The organism is Humidesulfovibrio sp. (assembly GCF_031082295.1).
In the GTDB taxonomy this organism is placed as follows: domain Bacteria; phylum Desulfobacterota; class Desulfovibrionia; order Desulfovibrionales; family Desulfovibrionaceae; genus Humidesulfovibrio.
In genome coordinates this window covers 21,765-37,204 of sequence record NZ_JAVHLD010000019.1, presented here as the reverse complement: position 1 = coordinate 37,204, position 15,440 = coordinate 21,765, and the positions used below count along the sequence as shown (strand labels likewise).

At 64.2% G+C, this 15,440-nt stretch carries 12 protein-coding genes; 5 read left to right on the top strand and 7 right to left on the bottom strand.

Annotated elements, in window-relative coordinates; all coding sequences use genetic code 11:
• Positions 1 to 15 precede the first annotated feature (15 nt).
• The 3 genes from RDU24_RS10740 to RDU24_RS10730 form a co-directional block, all read right to left on the bottom strand.
• On the bottom strand, positions 16 to 1,116 hold the full coding sequence (locus RDU24_RS10740) for an SO_0444 family Cu/Zn efflux transporter (protein ID WP_308735754.1): 1,101 nt from the start codon (positions 1,114 to 1,116) through the stop codon (positions 16 to 18).
• Between the two features lie 68 nt (positions 1,117 to 1,184).
• Positions 1,185 to 1,550, bottom strand: a complete 366-nt coding sequence (locus RDU24_RS10735; RefSeq protein ID WP_308735753.1) for an ArsR/SmtB family transcription factor — start codon at positions 1,548 to 1,550, stop codon at positions 1,185 to 1,187.
• 80 nt (positions 1,551 to 1,630) lie between these two features.
• Positions 1,631 to 2,713 carry a hypothetical protein gene (locus tag RDU24_RS10730; RefSeq protein WP_308735752.1) on the bottom strand — a complete coding sequence of 361 codons (1,083 nt, stop codon included), beginning with the start codon at positions 2,711 to 2,713 and terminating at the stop codon, positions 1,631 to 1,633.
• Positions 2,714 to 2,894: 181 nt separating this feature from the next.
• On the opposite strand from RDU24_RS10730, the gene RDU24_RS10725 reads away from it, so the two are divergent.
• The gene (locus RDU24_RS10725; RefSeq protein ID WP_308735751.1) at positions 2,895 to 4,115 is read left to right on the top strand and encodes a diguanylate cyclase; all 1,221 of its coding nucleotides are present in this window, start codon (positions 2,895 to 2,897) and stop codon (positions 4,113 to 4,115) included.
• A 145-nt stretch (positions 4,116 to 4,260) separates the two neighbouring features.
• Here RDU24_RS10725 and RDU24_RS10720 read toward each other — a convergent pair whose 3' ends face one another.
• The 4 genes from RDU24_RS10720 to RDU24_RS10705 form a co-directional block, all read right to left on the bottom strand.
• Positions 4,261 to 5,946 (bottom strand): glycosyltransferase family 2 protein, encoded by a 1,686-nt coding sequence (locus tag RDU24_RS10720; protein WP_308735750.1) that lies wholly within the window; start codon positions 5,944 to 5,946, stop codon positions 4,261 to 4,263.
• A 31-nt stretch (positions 5,947 to 5,977) separates the two neighbouring features.
• Positions 5,978 to 6,733 (bottom strand): MBL fold metallo-hydrolase, encoded by a 756-nt coding sequence (locus tag RDU24_RS10715; RefSeq protein ID WP_308735749.1) that lies wholly within the window; start codon positions 6,731 to 6,733, stop codon positions 5,978 to 5,980.
• A 201-nt stretch (positions 6,734 to 6,934) separates the two neighbouring features.
• Complete coding sequence (ettA, locus tag RDU24_RS10710; RefSeq protein WP_308735748.1) at positions 6,935 to 8,614, bottom strand: energy-dependent translational throttle protein EttA; 1,680 nt, start codon at positions 8,612 to 8,614, stop codon at positions 6,935 to 6,937.
• Positions 8,615 to 8,687: 73 nt separating this feature from the next.
• Positions 8,688 to 10,208 (bottom strand): 30S ribosomal protein S1, encoded by a 1,521-nt coding sequence (locus tag RDU24_RS10705; RefSeq protein WP_308735747.1) that lies wholly within the window; start codon positions 10,206 to 10,208, stop codon positions 8,688 to 8,690.
• A gap of 190 nt (positions 10,209 to 10,398) precedes the next feature.
• Here RDU24_RS10705 and RDU24_RS10700 point away from each other — a divergent pair, with 190 nt between their 5' ends.
• The 4 genes from RDU24_RS10700 to RDU24_RS10685 all read left to right on the top strand — a co-directional run bounded on the left by RDU24_RS10700 (position 10,399) and on the right by RDU24_RS10685 (position 15,259).
• Entirely contained in the window at positions 10,399 to 10,770 is a 372-nt protein-coding gene (locus RDU24_RS10700; RefSeq protein ID WP_308735746.1) for a hypothetical protein, read from the top strand.
• 68 nt (positions 10,771 to 10,838) lie between these two features.
• Entirely contained in the window at positions 10,839 to 11,405 is a 567-nt protein-coding gene (locus tag RDU24_RS10695) for a hypothetical protein (protein WP_308735745.1), read from the top strand.
• A gap of 172 nt (positions 11,406 to 11,577) precedes the next feature.
• Positions 11,578 to 12,996, top strand: coding sequence for a biotin carboxylase N-terminal domain-containing protein (locus RDU24_RS10690; RefSeq protein ID WP_308735744.1), 1,419 nt, complete (start codon positions 11,578 to 11,580; stop codon positions 12,994 to 12,996).
• A gap of 19 nt (positions 12,997 to 13,015) precedes the next feature.
• On the top strand, positions 13,016 to 15,259 hold the full coding sequence (locus tag RDU24_RS10685) for an acetyl-CoA carboxylase carboxyl transferase subunit alpha/beta (RefSeq protein ID WP_308735743.1): 2,244 nt from the start codon (positions 13,016 to 13,018) through the stop codon (positions 15,257 to 15,259).
• The last annotated feature ends 181 nt before the right edge of the window (positions 15,260 to 15,440 follow it).

Here is a 15,440-nt window from a genome sequence, read left to right as displayed (position 1 = left end):
GGCCATGCCGCGCGATCAGCGCTGGGCGGTTTCGCACTCCAGCGCGGCGTGCTCGTGCCTGGCCTGCAGAAGGGCGCGGGCGATGAGCCCAAGCAACAGCAGCGCCGAAGCGAGCTCGACCCAGGACGGCAAGGCTTCGGAGGTAGTCCCGAGGACGGCGTGGATGTCGAAGCCTAGGGCAACGTAGAGGCGATTGGTCAGGTACCCGAAAAACAGCGCGCACAAGGCGATGGACGCGACGTAGACGCCGGTGAGGGCCTTGCCGAAGGTCCGGGCCATGACAGTCACTGTGGTGGCGTTGGTGGCAGGGCCGGTGAGCAGGAACACCAGCGCCGCGCCCGGCGACAGCCCCTTGAGCAGCAGCGAGGCCGCGATGGGCGTGGAGCTGGACGCGCACACGTACATGGGCACGCCGATGACGAGCATGACCAGCATGGAGCTGAACTCCCCGCCCGGCAGTTCCGTGAACAACGTGGGCGGCGCAAAGGCCGAGATTGCCCCGGCGGCCAGCACGCCGATGATGACCCACAGGCCCACGTCGGCGAGCATCTCTCCGAAGGCGTGCCCCAGGCCTTCGCGCAGGCGTATGGACAAGGGAGCCGTCCGGGCCCCGATCAAGCCGGACTGGCTCTGCGTCGAACACCCACCGCCGCAGCACCCCGATGCGCAGGGCACAGGGGACGCTTTGACAGCCGGAACATAACGCTCCGGCAAAAGGTTCGTTAATATTCCGGCGACAACGGCCGTCAGCACGGCGGACAAGGGCCGCAACGCCGTCATGAGCGGATCGATGAGGGCGTAGGTCACGGCCAGTGAGTCCACACCCGTCTCCGGGGTGGCTATCATGAACGCCGTTGTGGCCCCGGCCCCGGCCCCTTGGCGGCGCAAGCCCATGGCTGCGGGCAGCACCCCGCAGGAGCACAGGGGCAAGGGGGCTCCAAGCAGCGCGCCCTTGAGAACCGACAGGAAGCCCCTGCCACCGAAGTGACGCGCGAGCAGATCTGCCGGCACAAGCGCCTTCAGCATGCCGGCGATAAAAAAGCCGAAGATCAGAAACGGCGCTGCCTGCCGGAACACGTGCCAGCTTTCGGCCAGAAACGAAACGAAGTAATCCATGATGCTGCCTGCATTATTGCGCAAACGTGTGCGCACTTGTTCATTCGTTACAACAAAAAAAATGTCGCCTATCGTTCCTGAACATGCTCAAGGCCCTGGGCGAAAAGCTGTCGCACATGCTCGTCGTCGAGGGTGTAGTAGACATTCTTGCCCTCCTTGCGGGCCTTGACCAGCTTGGCCGTGCGCAGCAGCCTCAACTGATGCGACACCGCCGAGGAGGTCGTGCCCAGTACCGCGGAGATGTCACATACGCACAACTCGCCCAGACTCAGGGCGTGCAGTATGCGCACCCTGGTGCGGTCTCCCAGCAGGCCGAAAATCTCTGCCAGGCCTTCCGCCGCTTCGTCCGTAAGCATACCCGCCCGCACCTGGTCCACGCGGTCCAGGTGCAGGCAGGGTGCTTCGCAGGCGTCAAGGCTTGTGTCTTTACTCATATGAATAGTTGCTCACTTGTTTGCAAGGTATGCCCCCTGCCCCGCCTTGTCAAGCCTCGCCCTCCGGCATTCCGTTGCCGCTACTGATTCTCCGTGGCCTTCGTCAGCAGCGTCACGTTGCTCTTGGTGAAGAAGCCGTCAAAGCCCTCGTAGCGCTTGATGTACTCGTTGACCATGAGGGTATTGGGCAGCGGACGGCTGAAGGTCTGGCGAAGACCCTCTTCCGGCGATCCGACCAGTTCCACCAGGAACTCCATGCCCGCCGCCTTGAGCCCGGCGAAGGTGTCCTGAATGTGCTCCGTGCGGTAGGCCATGTGGTGAATGCGCCGCCCGTAGTTCTCGATGAACTTCTCGGTGGGGCCGATCTGCCAGTCCGCGGCATCGCCCAGGCCGGAGGTGATGACCATGGCGTAGACCTCGCCCGGCAGGCGCGCCACGTTGGTGATTGAGTTCAGGTTGTCCACGTACACGGACATGGAATATTCGTAGTTGGTGAGCTCCAGGAACTCCACGATGGCCTTGTCGCGCTCGCGCGCGCGCACGCGGACGGAAGCGTGGTCAAAGACGCCGATGTTGCGCAGGTGGGCCATGTCCGGCTTGGGCAGGCACCAGTCGGCCTCGCGGAAGAACTCGCCCCGGTACTGGCGGCCGCCTTTCAGCCATTGCACGAAACCGTACGACAGCGCGCTGTGCGGCGAGGGCTCGGTCTGGATGAACAGGCTGGCCTCGGAGCGCAACACGTCCGGCGTCATGAAGCGCACACCTCGAGCTTTCTGGATGCGCACGAAGCGTTCCAGGTCGTGGCACAGAAACACCATGGTCTCGACCCTGGTGTGTGGCAAATGCGCGGACTTGGGGCCCTTGGGCTCGTCGTCGAAGGGGCTGTGGCCGGAATTCCGGGCGGTCAACAGGAAATCGGCGGAGCCAGGCAATTGCAGCACGCAGGCCTGACCCTGCGGGCTGTCCAGGGCCGTTCCGAAGATATAGCCTGAGTTGCCCAGAAACTCCGCGGCCGCGTCTTTCAGGCGATCCGGCTCCACATTGAAGATCACGGTCTCAAGCCCACCCACCAAACCCTCCAGGCCCAGGGACTTGCGCTGCCGCATCGTCTGCTCCACGCTGGCCCGGAGCACGCTGTCGTCATTTCGAAAACCGGATGTCATGGCATTCCTCTCGGATCATCGGGTGATTTCACGTCAATTCTTCTGTGCATCCGGCAAGGCGATCAGTCAAGCGCACAAATTTCTTGCATTACCGTTGACACGCGCATCTTCAATAGATATATTTTAGCATCAAATAGAATCCGTCGATATTAATCGAACAAATACAGTAGGTTATATTTTCATGGCCAGTACGCGCGAGCTGCTTAAGGATTCTTCCGGGCGTTTGAATGAACTTCTCAAGCGCGCCAGGAACAATTGCACCCTGAGCCGACAGCTGTGGGAAAGTCTTGCGCGGGATGCTGGCGACGAAATCTACACCGAAGCCCTGTACCGCTTGACCCGCCTGGAGCTCTCTCCCGGTGAAGCCAAGGACACCATGCTGGATGTGCTCGACCACCAGGAAGGCCTGTGCCAAGCCCTGGGCCGCAACATCAGCCTGGTCACCGCCATGTGCGACTACTTCATGCAGGTGAACCCCATGCTGAGCGATCCCATCCTGGTGGAGGTGAACCTCCTTCGCCAGCGGGAGGAAAGCGCCTACAAGGACGAACTGACCGGGCTCTCCAACCGTCGCGCCTTCAACCAGGAAGTTCCGAAGGAGATGGAACGCTTTCGCCGCTTCGGCCAACCGTTCACCCTGCTCATGCTCGACCTTGACCACTTCAAGGACTTCAACGACACCTATGGCCACTCCGCCGGAGACCAGGCCCTGCGCGACATCGCCCATGAACTCGGCGACACCGCTCGCCTGCTCGACACCATTGTGCGCTACGGCGGCGAGGAATTCGCGCTCATCCTGCCGCAGACCACACGTGAGGAGGCTGTTGGCGTTGCCGAACGCATCCGCCAGGCGATGGAGCACCACGCCATCGTCTTCGCCGGGCAGGAACTGCCCCCAATAACCGTGAGCATCGGGCTTGCCTGCTTCCCCACCGATGCCCTGGACATGGCCTCCCTGGTTCAGCGGGCCGATCAGGCCCTCTACCAGGCCAAGGTCAAGCGCAACAGCGTCCGACCCTTCAGCGACCACCAGCGCAGCCAGACCCGCTACACCCTGTCCGACCCGCTGCCGTTGCGCCTGCGCGACGCCAAGAGCCAAATCCAGGCCATGGCCCGCGACATCAGCTTCGGCGGCCTGCTCTGCATTGCCGACAGGCCAGTGCCTCGGGCCACGAACATCGAGCTGATGCTCACGGACAACGTCCTTGGCATCCGGCTTCCGGTCAACGCGCAGGTGAGCCGCGTCAGCAGCACCGGCGACGGCAACTACCAGATGGGGCTCTCGTTCCAGCTCTCATCCATTGAAAACCAGAAGACCCTCATGGCCCTCATCGAAGGCCGCACCCAGCCTGTCGGCTACTGTTTCCGCGCCGAACATGCCGCCTCCCGCGCCGATTCCTAGCCCCCACCTTGCGCACCACACGCCAGGCGGCGGCGGAAACGTCCCGCACGCCGGCATGCCGCTCGCCTTTCAGCTGCGATGCTCTTCCAGATTGATTCATGGCGCTCCGCTGCCGAGGGCCGGGAGCGTCCAGGAGAGGCGCAGGTCAGTTTCCGTTCAAGGTATCCTGAAGCTCGCCGAGGCGGCGCTCCATGTCCCGCTCAAGCAATGCCTCGCCTTCCTCGCACAGGCGCGCGAGTTCGGACGCGGGGTGCTTTGTCAGAAGCTTGTGCGTGTTGGCCGTGGCATTGCCAAGCTCCGCCGGGCTGCGCTCGGCCACTTGGCCGCTGCTGCGCTTGTGCCCGATGACCAGATGCCCCTGGTACACGGCATGCCCACCGCCCAGAAAGACGCGCAGGTCACGCTCAAGATCGTCGTATTGCGATGGCGAGAAGCGGATGTCGAAACCGCCGGTGCGGTCGATGTCAGCCGTGCGCAGCAGGTGGCAACAGCCGGTGACGCTGACGCAGGGCCGCAGGTAGGCGAACTGGCCCAGGTCCGGCTGGCCCTGGTGCAACGTGGGCAGGGACATGGGCTGTCCGCCGTCGCTGTCCGCCCTGGCGGCCTGGGGCGTGTAGTCCACGCTCTGGACGACAAGCGCGTTGGCCTCGTCCACCACCCGGCACCCCCAGACGGAGGCCTCGGGAAAGCGCTCGGCCGCGGCTCCCAGCCGCCCCAGCCAGTCGGCGGGCAAAGTGACGTCGTCGTCGAGGAAGACCAGATACTCCCGGTTGCGCACGTCGGGCATGGACAGCAGCCAGTTGCGCGCCGCCGGTGCGCCAACGTTCACAGGCAGGCGCACAACGCTCAGCCCCTCGCCAAGCCGCCCCTTCCAGGCTTCAAGGACCTGGGGAGTGGCGTCGGCGCTGCCATTGTCCAACACCCATAGATGCGCGCCCTGCCCTGCGCCGAAAACATCCGAGGCCGCCAGCGAGGCCAGGGTCTCGTCCAGCTCTTTGGCCTTGTTCCAGGTGTACAGCAGCACGCCGACACTGCCGCGAACGACCGCGCGCGCCGTTGCCGCGCCGCTGACCAGATCGGACAGGCGCAAGAGCTGGCTGGTGCGCCAGGGGGCCTTCGCCACAGATGCGGCCAGCAGTTCTACAGCCTCGGACTCCCGGCCCAGACGCAGCAGGCACTCGGCACGCAGGCCGGGGCAGCCGTCCGGAAAGAACGCGCCAAGGCCGTAGAGCATCGCCAGCGCGTCTCCGGCCTCGCCACGGGCCAGCAGAGCCTGAGCCGTGGCTTGCAGCCGCAACGGTGTCAGCGTCCTGGGCCAGGCCTCTGGCCGCAGAAGCGCATCCGCCAGGTCCCAGTCGGCGCGCGGCCACGCAAAAGACCAGGCCTCGGCCTTCCAGTACAGGTTCTTGGGCTCGGCTTTCAGGCGGGCCAGCAGCATGCTCCGGCGCTCCACCACCCCCTGGGCGTCCCCCGGCAAGGTCCACCAGGGATCGGAGGCTCCGGGCGGCCGCCAGAAGTTGGACACGGCCTTGAGCGTATCGACGACGTTCTCCGGCAGGCTGGGGCAGCCCGTCCAAAGCTGGCCGGAGTTCAGCCTCGCGAGGTCGCCATCCAGGGGGTTGGCGGCCCAGGCAGAGGCAAGCAAATCCTGGATGAGCCGCCCCAGGAGGGCGCGGGCGGAGGGATCGGCAGGCGCGACGAGCGGCAGAAGCTGCGCCGACAGACCCACAAGGTGGTCGCGGCCAACGGAGCCGCGAGCCAAGGCCCGCCGGGCCATGGGTGGCAGCGCGCTCCAGACGCCAAGGGTGTTCAAGGCTGTGGGATCCGTCATCAACGCTCCGATGTTTTCACGCTGCCTGGGGCTACTTCATGGGCCGAATGCGCGTCTCCACGCCGGGCAGGGCTTTCAGCAGGGCCGCGAGCTTGTCCATGTCCGTGTCACCCGTGTGGTAGGGATACAGAATCTTGGGCTGGATCATCCTGGCCGCGTCGACGAGCATGAAGGGCGTCATTGTGTAGGGCAGGTTCACGGGCAGGAAGGCCACATCAACGCCCTTGAGGGCCGCCATCTCCGGGACGACCTCTGTGTCGCCCGCAACGTAGACGCGTGTTTTCCCGAAGTGCAACACGTAGCCGTTGCCCTGCCCTTTGGGGTGAAACGGGTTGCCGGGCGAACGCATGTGTTCGATGTTGTAGGCCGGCACGGCGTCCACAAGAATGCCCGCAAGCTCCTTGGTGTCGCCGTTCTTGAGCACCACCGCGTCGGCCAGCGTGGCAGAGGCCTTGTTGGACGAGCCGATGATCGTGCCGGGCTTGCTCACGGCCTTGATGGCGGCGGCGTCCAGATGGTCTCGGTGCTCGTGGGTCACGAGGATGAGGTCGGCCTTGGGCAAGGCCGAGTACTCTCCCTGGCTGGTCCAGGGGTCTACGTGGACCACCTTGCCGTCCCACTGGAACATGAGGGTGCCGTGGCCCAGAAACGTGATGACGAGGTCGCCTTTGTCGGTGGGCAGGGCATCCGCCTGCTTGGCGGGAGAGCTGCCGGATTGGGCCAGGCCCGCGACGGGCAGGCAAAGCGCAAACAACAGGATGCCGACAAGAATGGATGGTTTGAGCATGCTCCCCCCCCTGGCAGGACTTGTGATCCCGCGACGTTGATGAAACAGCAGGCGCCGTCAAGCAACCACACAAATGCACTAAAATTTCAGTTTGGGAAAGCTACCCCACTCTCGCCTTGTGCTCAAGAACAAAGGCCCACCCTGTGAACCAGGATGGGCCTCTCGTTGTGCGAATGGGCGGCGGTCGCCGCCGGTGCGCGCCTAGCGGGTCAGGTGGCGGTACTTGATGCGGTGCGGCTGGTCGGCGGCGGTGCCCAGGCGGGCCTTGCGGTCGGCCTCGTACTCGCTCCAGTTGCCGTCGAACAGGGTTACCTGGGAGTCGCCCTCAAAGGCCAGGATGTGCGTGGCGATGCGGTCCAGGAACCAGCGGTCGTGGCTGATGACCAGCACGCAGCCCGCGAAGTTCACCAGGGCGTCTTCAAGCGCGCGCATGGTGTTCACGTCTAGGTCGTTGGTGGGTTCGTCAAGCAGCAGCACGTTGGCGCCTTCCTTGAGCATGGCCGCCAGGTGCACGCGGTTGCGCTCGCCGCCGGAGAGCACGCCGACCTTCTTCTGCTGGTCGCTGCCGGTGATGTTGAACTTGCCGATGTAGCCGCGCGCGTGGACCTCGCGGTTGCCCAGCTTGATCATGTCGTTGCCGCCGGAGATGACGTCGAACACGGTCTTGTCCGGGTCGAGCGAGCGGTCCTGGTCCACATAGGCCAGCTTCACGGTCTCGCCGATCTTCAGCGTGCCCGCGTCGGGTTTCTCCTTGCCGGTAATCATGCGGAAGAGCGTGGTCTTGCCCGCGCCGTTGGGGCCGATGATCCCGACGATGGCGCCCGGGGGCAGGATGAAGTTGATGCCGTCCACGAGCATGTTGTCGCCGAAGGCCTTCTTGAGCCCCTGCGCCTCGATGACCACGTTGCCCAGGCGCGGGCCAGCGGGCACGAAGATCTCAAGCTCCGGGGCCAGCTTCTCGTTCTCCTGCGAAAGCAGGTTCTCGTACGCGCTGATGCGGGCCTTGCCCTTGGCGTGGCGGCCGCGCGGGCTCATGCGGATCCACTCCAGCTCGCGGGCCAGGGTCTTCTGGCGTTCGGTCTCGGACTTTTCCTCGTTGGCCAGGCGGTTCTGCTTCTGCTCAAGCCAGGAGGAGTAGTTGCCCTGCCAGGGAATGCCCCGGCCGCGGTCCAGTTCCAGAATCCAACCGGCAACGTTATCCAGGAAGTAGCGGTCGTGGGTCACGGCGATGACGGTGCCCGCGTACTGCTGCAGGTGGTGCTCCAGCCAGGCCACGGACTCCGCGTCCAGGTGGTTGGTGGGCTCGTCCAGCAGCAGGATGTCCGGTTTCTGCAGCAGCAGGCGGCACAGGGCCACGCGGCGCTTCTCACCACCGGAGATGACGCTCACAGGGGTGTCTCCCGGGGGGCAGCGCAGCGCGTCCATGGCCATCTCCAGGCGGCTGTCGAGGTCCCAGGCGTCCAGTGCGTCGAGCTTTTCCTGCACGGCGGCCTGGCGGTCGATGAGCTTCTGCATTGCGTCGTCGTCCATGGGCTCGGCGAACTTCTCGTTGATGCGCTCGAACTCGGCCAGCAGGTCCACGGTCTCCTGGGCGGCCTCGGCCACTATTTCGCGGCAGGTCTTGGTCTCGTCGAGCTTTGGCTCCTGCTCCAAAAAGCCGATGGTGTAACCGGGCGACAGGGCGATCTTGCCCTGAAAGTCCGTGTCCACCCCGGCCAGGATCTTCAGGAGCGAACTCTTGCCGGACCCGTTCAGGCCCAGCACGCCGATCTTGGCGCCGTAGAAGTAGGAGAGCGAGATGTCTTTCAGCACCTGGCGCTTGTCATAGTACTTGCTCACGCTCATCATGGAATAGATGATCTTGTTGGTCGGCTCAGCCATGGAAAACCTCTCAAATGAGTCGGGGCGGAATGGCCGCCCCGTTTCGTTTCAGACTTGAATCGTTGAAGCTTTTTTACTTCTTGCCCTTCATGGCCTGGGCCAGCATGTCGCCCAGGCTGCCCATGCCCCCGCCCCCGAAAGAGGAGGCGGACTTGTCCTCGCCCTTGGCGGCCTTGGCGGGCTTGGCGTAGGCCTTCCAGTCGCTGTTCTCGCGACCGCCGCCGCCTTCCTGGCCAGCGTTCTCGCGAACCTCAAGGGGAGACAGGGCGATGCGGCGTTCGCCAGCGCGCAAGTCCTCGACCACCAGGGTCACGGAGTCGCCCTTCTTGAGGGCGTCGAACTGCTTGGGGTCGACGGCCACGGCCATGCGCGACTTGGGCAGCAGCGCGGTGATGCCGGGTTCCAGCGTCACGAAGATGCCGAAGGTCTCGCGCTTTTCCACCGTGCCGGTGACCTGGGTGCCGGGCGCGTACTTGGCGGCGGCCTCCAGCCAGGGGTCGCCCTCGGCGTCCTTCATGGACAGGGAGATGCGGCGCTTGGAGGGGTCGATCTCCTTCAGGACCACGGAGACCTCGTCGCCCACCTGGACCATCTCGCTCGGCTTGTTGACGCGCTTGGTGTAGCTCATCTCGCTCACGTGGATGAGGCCGTCGACGCCGGGCAGAATCTCCACAAAAGCGCCGAAGTCGGCCAGGCGCACCACCTTTCCGGTGAGCTTCTCGCCTTCCTTGAGCTTGTCCTGCACGCCTTCCCAGGGGTCGCTCATGGTCTGCTTGCGCGACAGGGAGATCTTCAGCTGGCCGGGCTTCTTGCCGGGCTCCACGCCAAGAACCTTGACGCGGATCTTGTCGCCCATGCTCACGGCCTCGTCCGGCTTGGCGATGCGGGCGAAGCCGAGCTCGCTCACGTGGACCATGCCTTCCAGGCCCGGGGCGATCTCGACGAAGGCGCCGAAATCGGCCAGGCGCACGACGGTGCCGTCGATCTCCTCGCCGGGCTTCATGGCGGCCAGGAATTCCTCGGTGGCGGCCTGGCGCTCGCGCTCGATGAGCACGCGGCGGGACACCACGATGTTGCGGCCGCGCTCCTCAAGCTTGGTGATGAGGAAGGGGAAGGTCTTGCCGACGTACTCCTCGGGGTTCTCCACGTAGCGCGCGTCGATCTGGCTCACGGGGCAGAAGGCCCGGCGGTTCATGATCTCCACCGAGAAGCCGCCCTTGCAGGTCTCCTTCACGCGTCCGTCAACGGGCAGGTCGGCATCCTTGGCGTTCTGGAGCATCTCCAGGCCGCCGGCTCCGGCAAGCGCGCGGGAAAGCACGATCTCGCTGCGGGTCTTGGAGACCACGTACAGGTCGACACTCTCGCCTTCCTTGAAGGGGAAGTTGCCCTCGGCATCAAGGAGTTCCTTCTTCTCGGCCACACCGTCGATCTTGGTGCCGGTGTCGAAGTACACGCTGTCCGCGCCGATGCTGATGATGCGGGCGGAAATCTTATCTCCAAGGTTCAAGGGCTCGCCCTGTCCGGCGTAGCTGGCCTCGAAAAGTTCCGCGAAGCTCTGCTCCTGATCCCCGTTGGTCTGCGCCTGGTCGGTCATCTGATGCTCCTGTGCGATTGAACGCAAATATATTGGCGGTACGCATCCGCCTGGGGCGTGTATTATCGAAGGAACGACGCTTGTCAAACACAGCGTGCACATATTTTCGTGCCACCCTAAAGTTTCTTAATGATATGCCGATAAGAAACGAAGAAGGCATAATCCAATCTTCAGGCAAGGAGGTACGAAAATGGCCATCGATCCCGTCGGCGGATTTTCCGCCTTTGACCAGAGCCAGTACTCCGGGGCCGACTCATACTCGCTCGAACAGGCCGCGCAGGCGAAGCAAAACATCGCCACCGCGCCCATGGACACGCAGACCTTCGGGGCCGCCGTGGTGACCAAAACCCTGGACTACATGAACGGCCAAGGCTCCTCATCCATCGACAACGCGCCCATGGACAAGCAGACCTTCGGAGCCGCCGTGGTCTCCAAGACGCTGGACTACATGAATTCGGGCCAGGGCCACGACAACGGCATGGCCCAGAGCTACGACTTCCAGAAATCCGTCCTTGGCGGCCATGCGGACGCCATCGGGGCACTGGCAAACGTCAAGGTTTGAGCTCCCTGGCAGCAAAGGGAGTGCGCCCCTTCGCCCCCCAAGTGAACGGCTTACGGAGGAGATGACGCATGTCACTTAACATCAGTCACAACATGATGCCGATGAACGCCTCGCGGGATCTGAACACCGCGTTCACCCCCCCGAGCCTGCCAGCCAAGACCACGTCAGGCGATCAAACGTCCACCAACACCGATCCTGGCTTGCAGCAAATGGCACGAGACGAGATCAAGCTGCCTGACAATGCAAGCCCACAGGCGGCAGCGGAGACTCAGAAAGCGGGGACGATTTTCGGCGCGCAAGACGCCCCCCCCACCACAGCCGAAATCATGGCGGCGCCCAGGGCGCTGGAGCAGATGACCGGCTCGCTGGTGAACGTCTCCGACATGAACATCGGGAACCTTATCGGTGGGAATCAGCCCGGCCGTGCGACCATCAACACAGAGGCGATCAACTCCAACTTCAATGCGATGATGAACAGCGCTCAGCAGGGAAACGCCGCAGGCAATCAAGCTTTCACGACTGTCTCCAGCCAAGGCGCGACTTCATCCGCCATTACCGTTGAGGACATTCAGAGGGCTCTCGGCGCGGCCCAGAACCCGACGGGGATGCCCACCCTGCTCAAGGTCAACGGCTAGCCCTCACCTCTCATATCCGCAAGCCCCCGCATGCCGCCTGGCGTCCGGGGGCTTGTTTCTTTTACCGCCCCGCCCTACGTATCGAACCGCCCTGGTCCGACTTGCCTAATCATCCAAGAACGGCTAAAGGCGCAATGCAACTTCCGCCACCTAAGCGAGGACATGAAAGCACGTGACCAGGGACAAGCATAAGGTACTCATTGCCAACCGGGGCGAAATCGCCGTCCGCATCATGCTGGCCTGCGTCGATCTCGGCGTCGGCTTTGTCTGCGTCTACACCAAGGAAGACGCCGAATCCGGCCACGTCTCCCTGGCGCGCAGCCTGGGCGGAGACGAGGCGCTGGTGCGCATCCACAACTATCTCGACGCCGGAGACATCCTCTCCGCGGCGGACGCGACCGGAGCCACGGCCATCCACCCCGGCTACGGCTTCTTCTCCGAGAACTACCGCTTCGCCCGCCGCGTGGTGGAGCGCTCCCGGCCCATGATCTTCATCGGCCCCTCCTGGCGCGTCATCCGCGACCTGGGCGACAAGATCAACACCAAGCGCCTGGCCAGAAGCCTCGGCGTGCCCACGGTTCCCGGCTCCGACCGCGCCATCTACGACGAGATGGAGGCCGAGACCATCGCCCAGCAGCTCTTCAACTTCCAGGAGAAGCAGGGCGTCTCGCGGCCCATGGTCCTGGTCAAGGCCTCGGCAGGCGGCGGCGGCATGGGCATCGACGAAGTGCACAGCATGAACCGCTTCCGCCAGACCTACCGGCGCATCCGCAACTACTCCCAGCGCCAGTTCAACGACCCCGGCGTGCTCATCGAGCAGCGCATCTTCAACTACAACCACCTGGAAGTGCAGATCGTCTCCGCACGCGGCGGGCTCGATCCCATCCACTTCGGCACGCGCAACTGCTCGGTGCAGAGCCCGGGCAGGCAGAAGCGCATCGAGACCGCCCCCGGCTTCTGCCCCGAGTGCTTTTCCTACAACTTCGACGCCCGCAAGGTCATGGACGACATCGTTCGCCACTCCCTGTCCATCGCCCGGGAGATCAACTACGACAACGTGGGCACCTGGGAATGGATCGTGACGCCCAAGGGCGAGCCCTTCCTCATGGAAGTCAACACGCGCATCCAGGTGGAGAACGGCGTTTCCGCCGCCATTTCGCGCATCAAGGGCCAGGGAGAGGTCAACCTCATCCGCGAGCAGATCCGCCTCGGCCTTGGCGAGGAACAGGGCTACACCCAGGCCGACGTGACTTTCGAGGGCGTGGGCATCGAGTACCGCATCATCGCCGAGGACACGTTCAACCGCTTCGCCCCCTGGACCGGCCGCATCGAAACAATATCCTGGCCGGACGAGCCCTGGCTCAAGATGCACACCCACGTGCCGCAGGACCGCCCCTACCAGATCCCCACGGAATATGACCCCAACCTGGCCCTGGCCATCATCTGGGGCAAGGACCTCGAGGAAGCCAAGGCCCGCGGCCTGGCGTTCCTTGATTCCTTCAAGCTTGCCGGGGCCGACGCCCAGGGCACGGAGCTCAAGAGCAACATCGCCTTCCTGCGCGAGAAAACCAAGGACCTGCTGGAGTTCTAACTCCGGAGACGCCACATCCATGGATATCGAAAAAAATCTCGACACTCTCACGCAACGCGTGGCCTACGCCCGCGACATCATGGCGCCCAGAACCAGCGAACGTCTCGAGGCCATCAGCCAGGACATCGGCAACCTCGCGCCCAAGCTCGACAGCCTGGACATCGACGCCGCCCTGGACAAGATCGCCGACATCTCCAAGCGCCTCACGGTGCTGGAAGAGGACCTGGACCACCTGCTCACGCCCATGGACAAGGTGCGCGTGGTTCGCCACCCGCAGCGCGTGTGCCTGAAGGACATCCTCGAGAACGTCTACGACAACTACACCGAGATCGGCGGCCGCGACGAGGTCAGCATCGACCCCGGCATGCTCATCGCGCGCGCGTACATCACCCGCCGCGTGGGCAAGCGCGTCATCCACCACTCGGTCATGGTGGTGGGCCAGGAAAAGGGCCACGGCCAGGAGTTCCGCAACGGCGGCTCCATCAAGCCCTGGGGCAACGCCAAGGCGCTCAAGTACATGAAGGTCGCGGCCCGGGAGAACATCCCCATCCACGCCTACGTGTCCACGCCAGGCTCCTACCCCATCGAGGACTACCCCGGGGCAGCACAGCAGATCGCTGAAAACATTTATGAAATGGCCGGGCTCGACGTGCCCATCGTGGCCGTGTTCTCCGAGGGCGGCAGCGGCGGAGCCGAGGCAATCGCCCTGGCCGACCGGCGCCTCATGTTCTCTCATGGCTACTACTCGGTCATCTCGCCCGAGGGCGCGGCAGCCATCGAGGGCAAGGTCTTCGGCCAGATGCGCGCCACGCCGGAGCTCATCGAGAAGTGCGCCAAGCACCAGATGATCACCGCCCAGGACAACCTGAGAAACGGCTACATCGACGCCATCATCGACGAGCCGCCCCTGGGCGCCCGCAACGAGCACTTCGACTTCTTCAAGCGCCTGCGCTCGGATGTCATCCGCGCCACGGACGAGGTCGTGCTGTCCGTGCAGAGCGTGAGCCTGCTGCGCAAGCTGGCCCGGCGCGGCGCCCGCAAGCCCGAGAACGTCGAGGACGTGCTCATCCGCTGGGAACTGGACGCCCAGGCGCGCGAGGCCCTCGTCTGGAAGCGCTACCAGAAATACCGCAGGATGGCGCGCCACGCCTACATAGACAAGCGCGGCATCATGGAAAAGCTGGCTGCCAAGCACATGGAGTTCTTTTACTCCATCTACACGACGCTGCGTTACGAGATCCTGAAGCGCTATCAGAAGAAGCTCGCCCGCGTGGCAACGGACGTCACCGACGAGATCCACGTGGTCACCAGCCGCATGGACCGCCTGACCTGCCAGGCCCTGGAAAAGCTCGGCCTGCTGCAGGGCGGCGGAGACGACTCCGCCCTGACGAGCCTCTCCGCGCCCGCCAACAACGCGCGCTCAAACGAGACCAACTACATCAGCCCCAAGTCCATGGAGGACCGCGAGATGTCTTGCCCGCACGCCGCCACACGCGGCTGCCTGGACATCTGGGCGCGAGACCTCTTCGGCGAATTCGGCGGAGTGTGCCCCAACTGTGGCTACCACTTCCCCATGGAATACAAGTGGTACATGGCCAACGTGTTCGACCGCGGCAGCGTGCGCGAATTCAACCAGTCCATCGCCGCGGGCAACCCCACGGGCTTCCCAAAGTTCGACGAGCGCATCCAGAAGGCCAAGGAGACCACCCACCTGCAGTCCTCCTGCGTGACCTTCAACGCCAGCATCATGGGCATCCGCCTCACCTGCGGCATGCTCGTGGCCAACTTCCGTGGCGGCTCGGTGGGCAGCGCCGAGGGCGAAAAGTTCATCCGCGCCCTGGACCTGGCCCGCAAGCGCCACCAGCCCTTCCTGGCCTATGTGCACGGCACGGCGGGCATCCGCATCCAGGAAGGCGTCAACGGCCTCATCCAGATGCCCCGCGTGACCCTGGCCGTCCGCCGCTACATCGAGGAAGGCGGCCTGTACATCGTGCTGTACGACACCAATTCCTACGCCGGACCCGTGGCCAGCTTCCTGGGCTGCTCGCCCTACCAGTACGCCGTGCGCTCCGCTCGCATCGGCTTCGCCGGTCCCGGCGTCATCCGCGAGACCACGGGCATGGACATCCCGCCCGACTACCACAGCGCCTACAAGGCCCTGTCGCGCGGTCACATCCAGGACATCTGGGACCGCCGCGACATCCGCGCCAACCTGCACCAGGCCTTCCTGACCATGGGCGGACGCAACCTCTACTACCGCTAACCCACTACCCGCTCAAAGCGAACACCTCGACGCCCGGCAGGATCATCTCCGCCGGGCGTTTTTTCGTATCTCAGCGCGAATCTTCCCACTCCGTCACATGCTCGTCACCAAATCGTCGCGCCGCCACACTACGTTCGCCAGCAGACGCGGGTGCGCTTCGCCCTCGCACAACACGGACTCA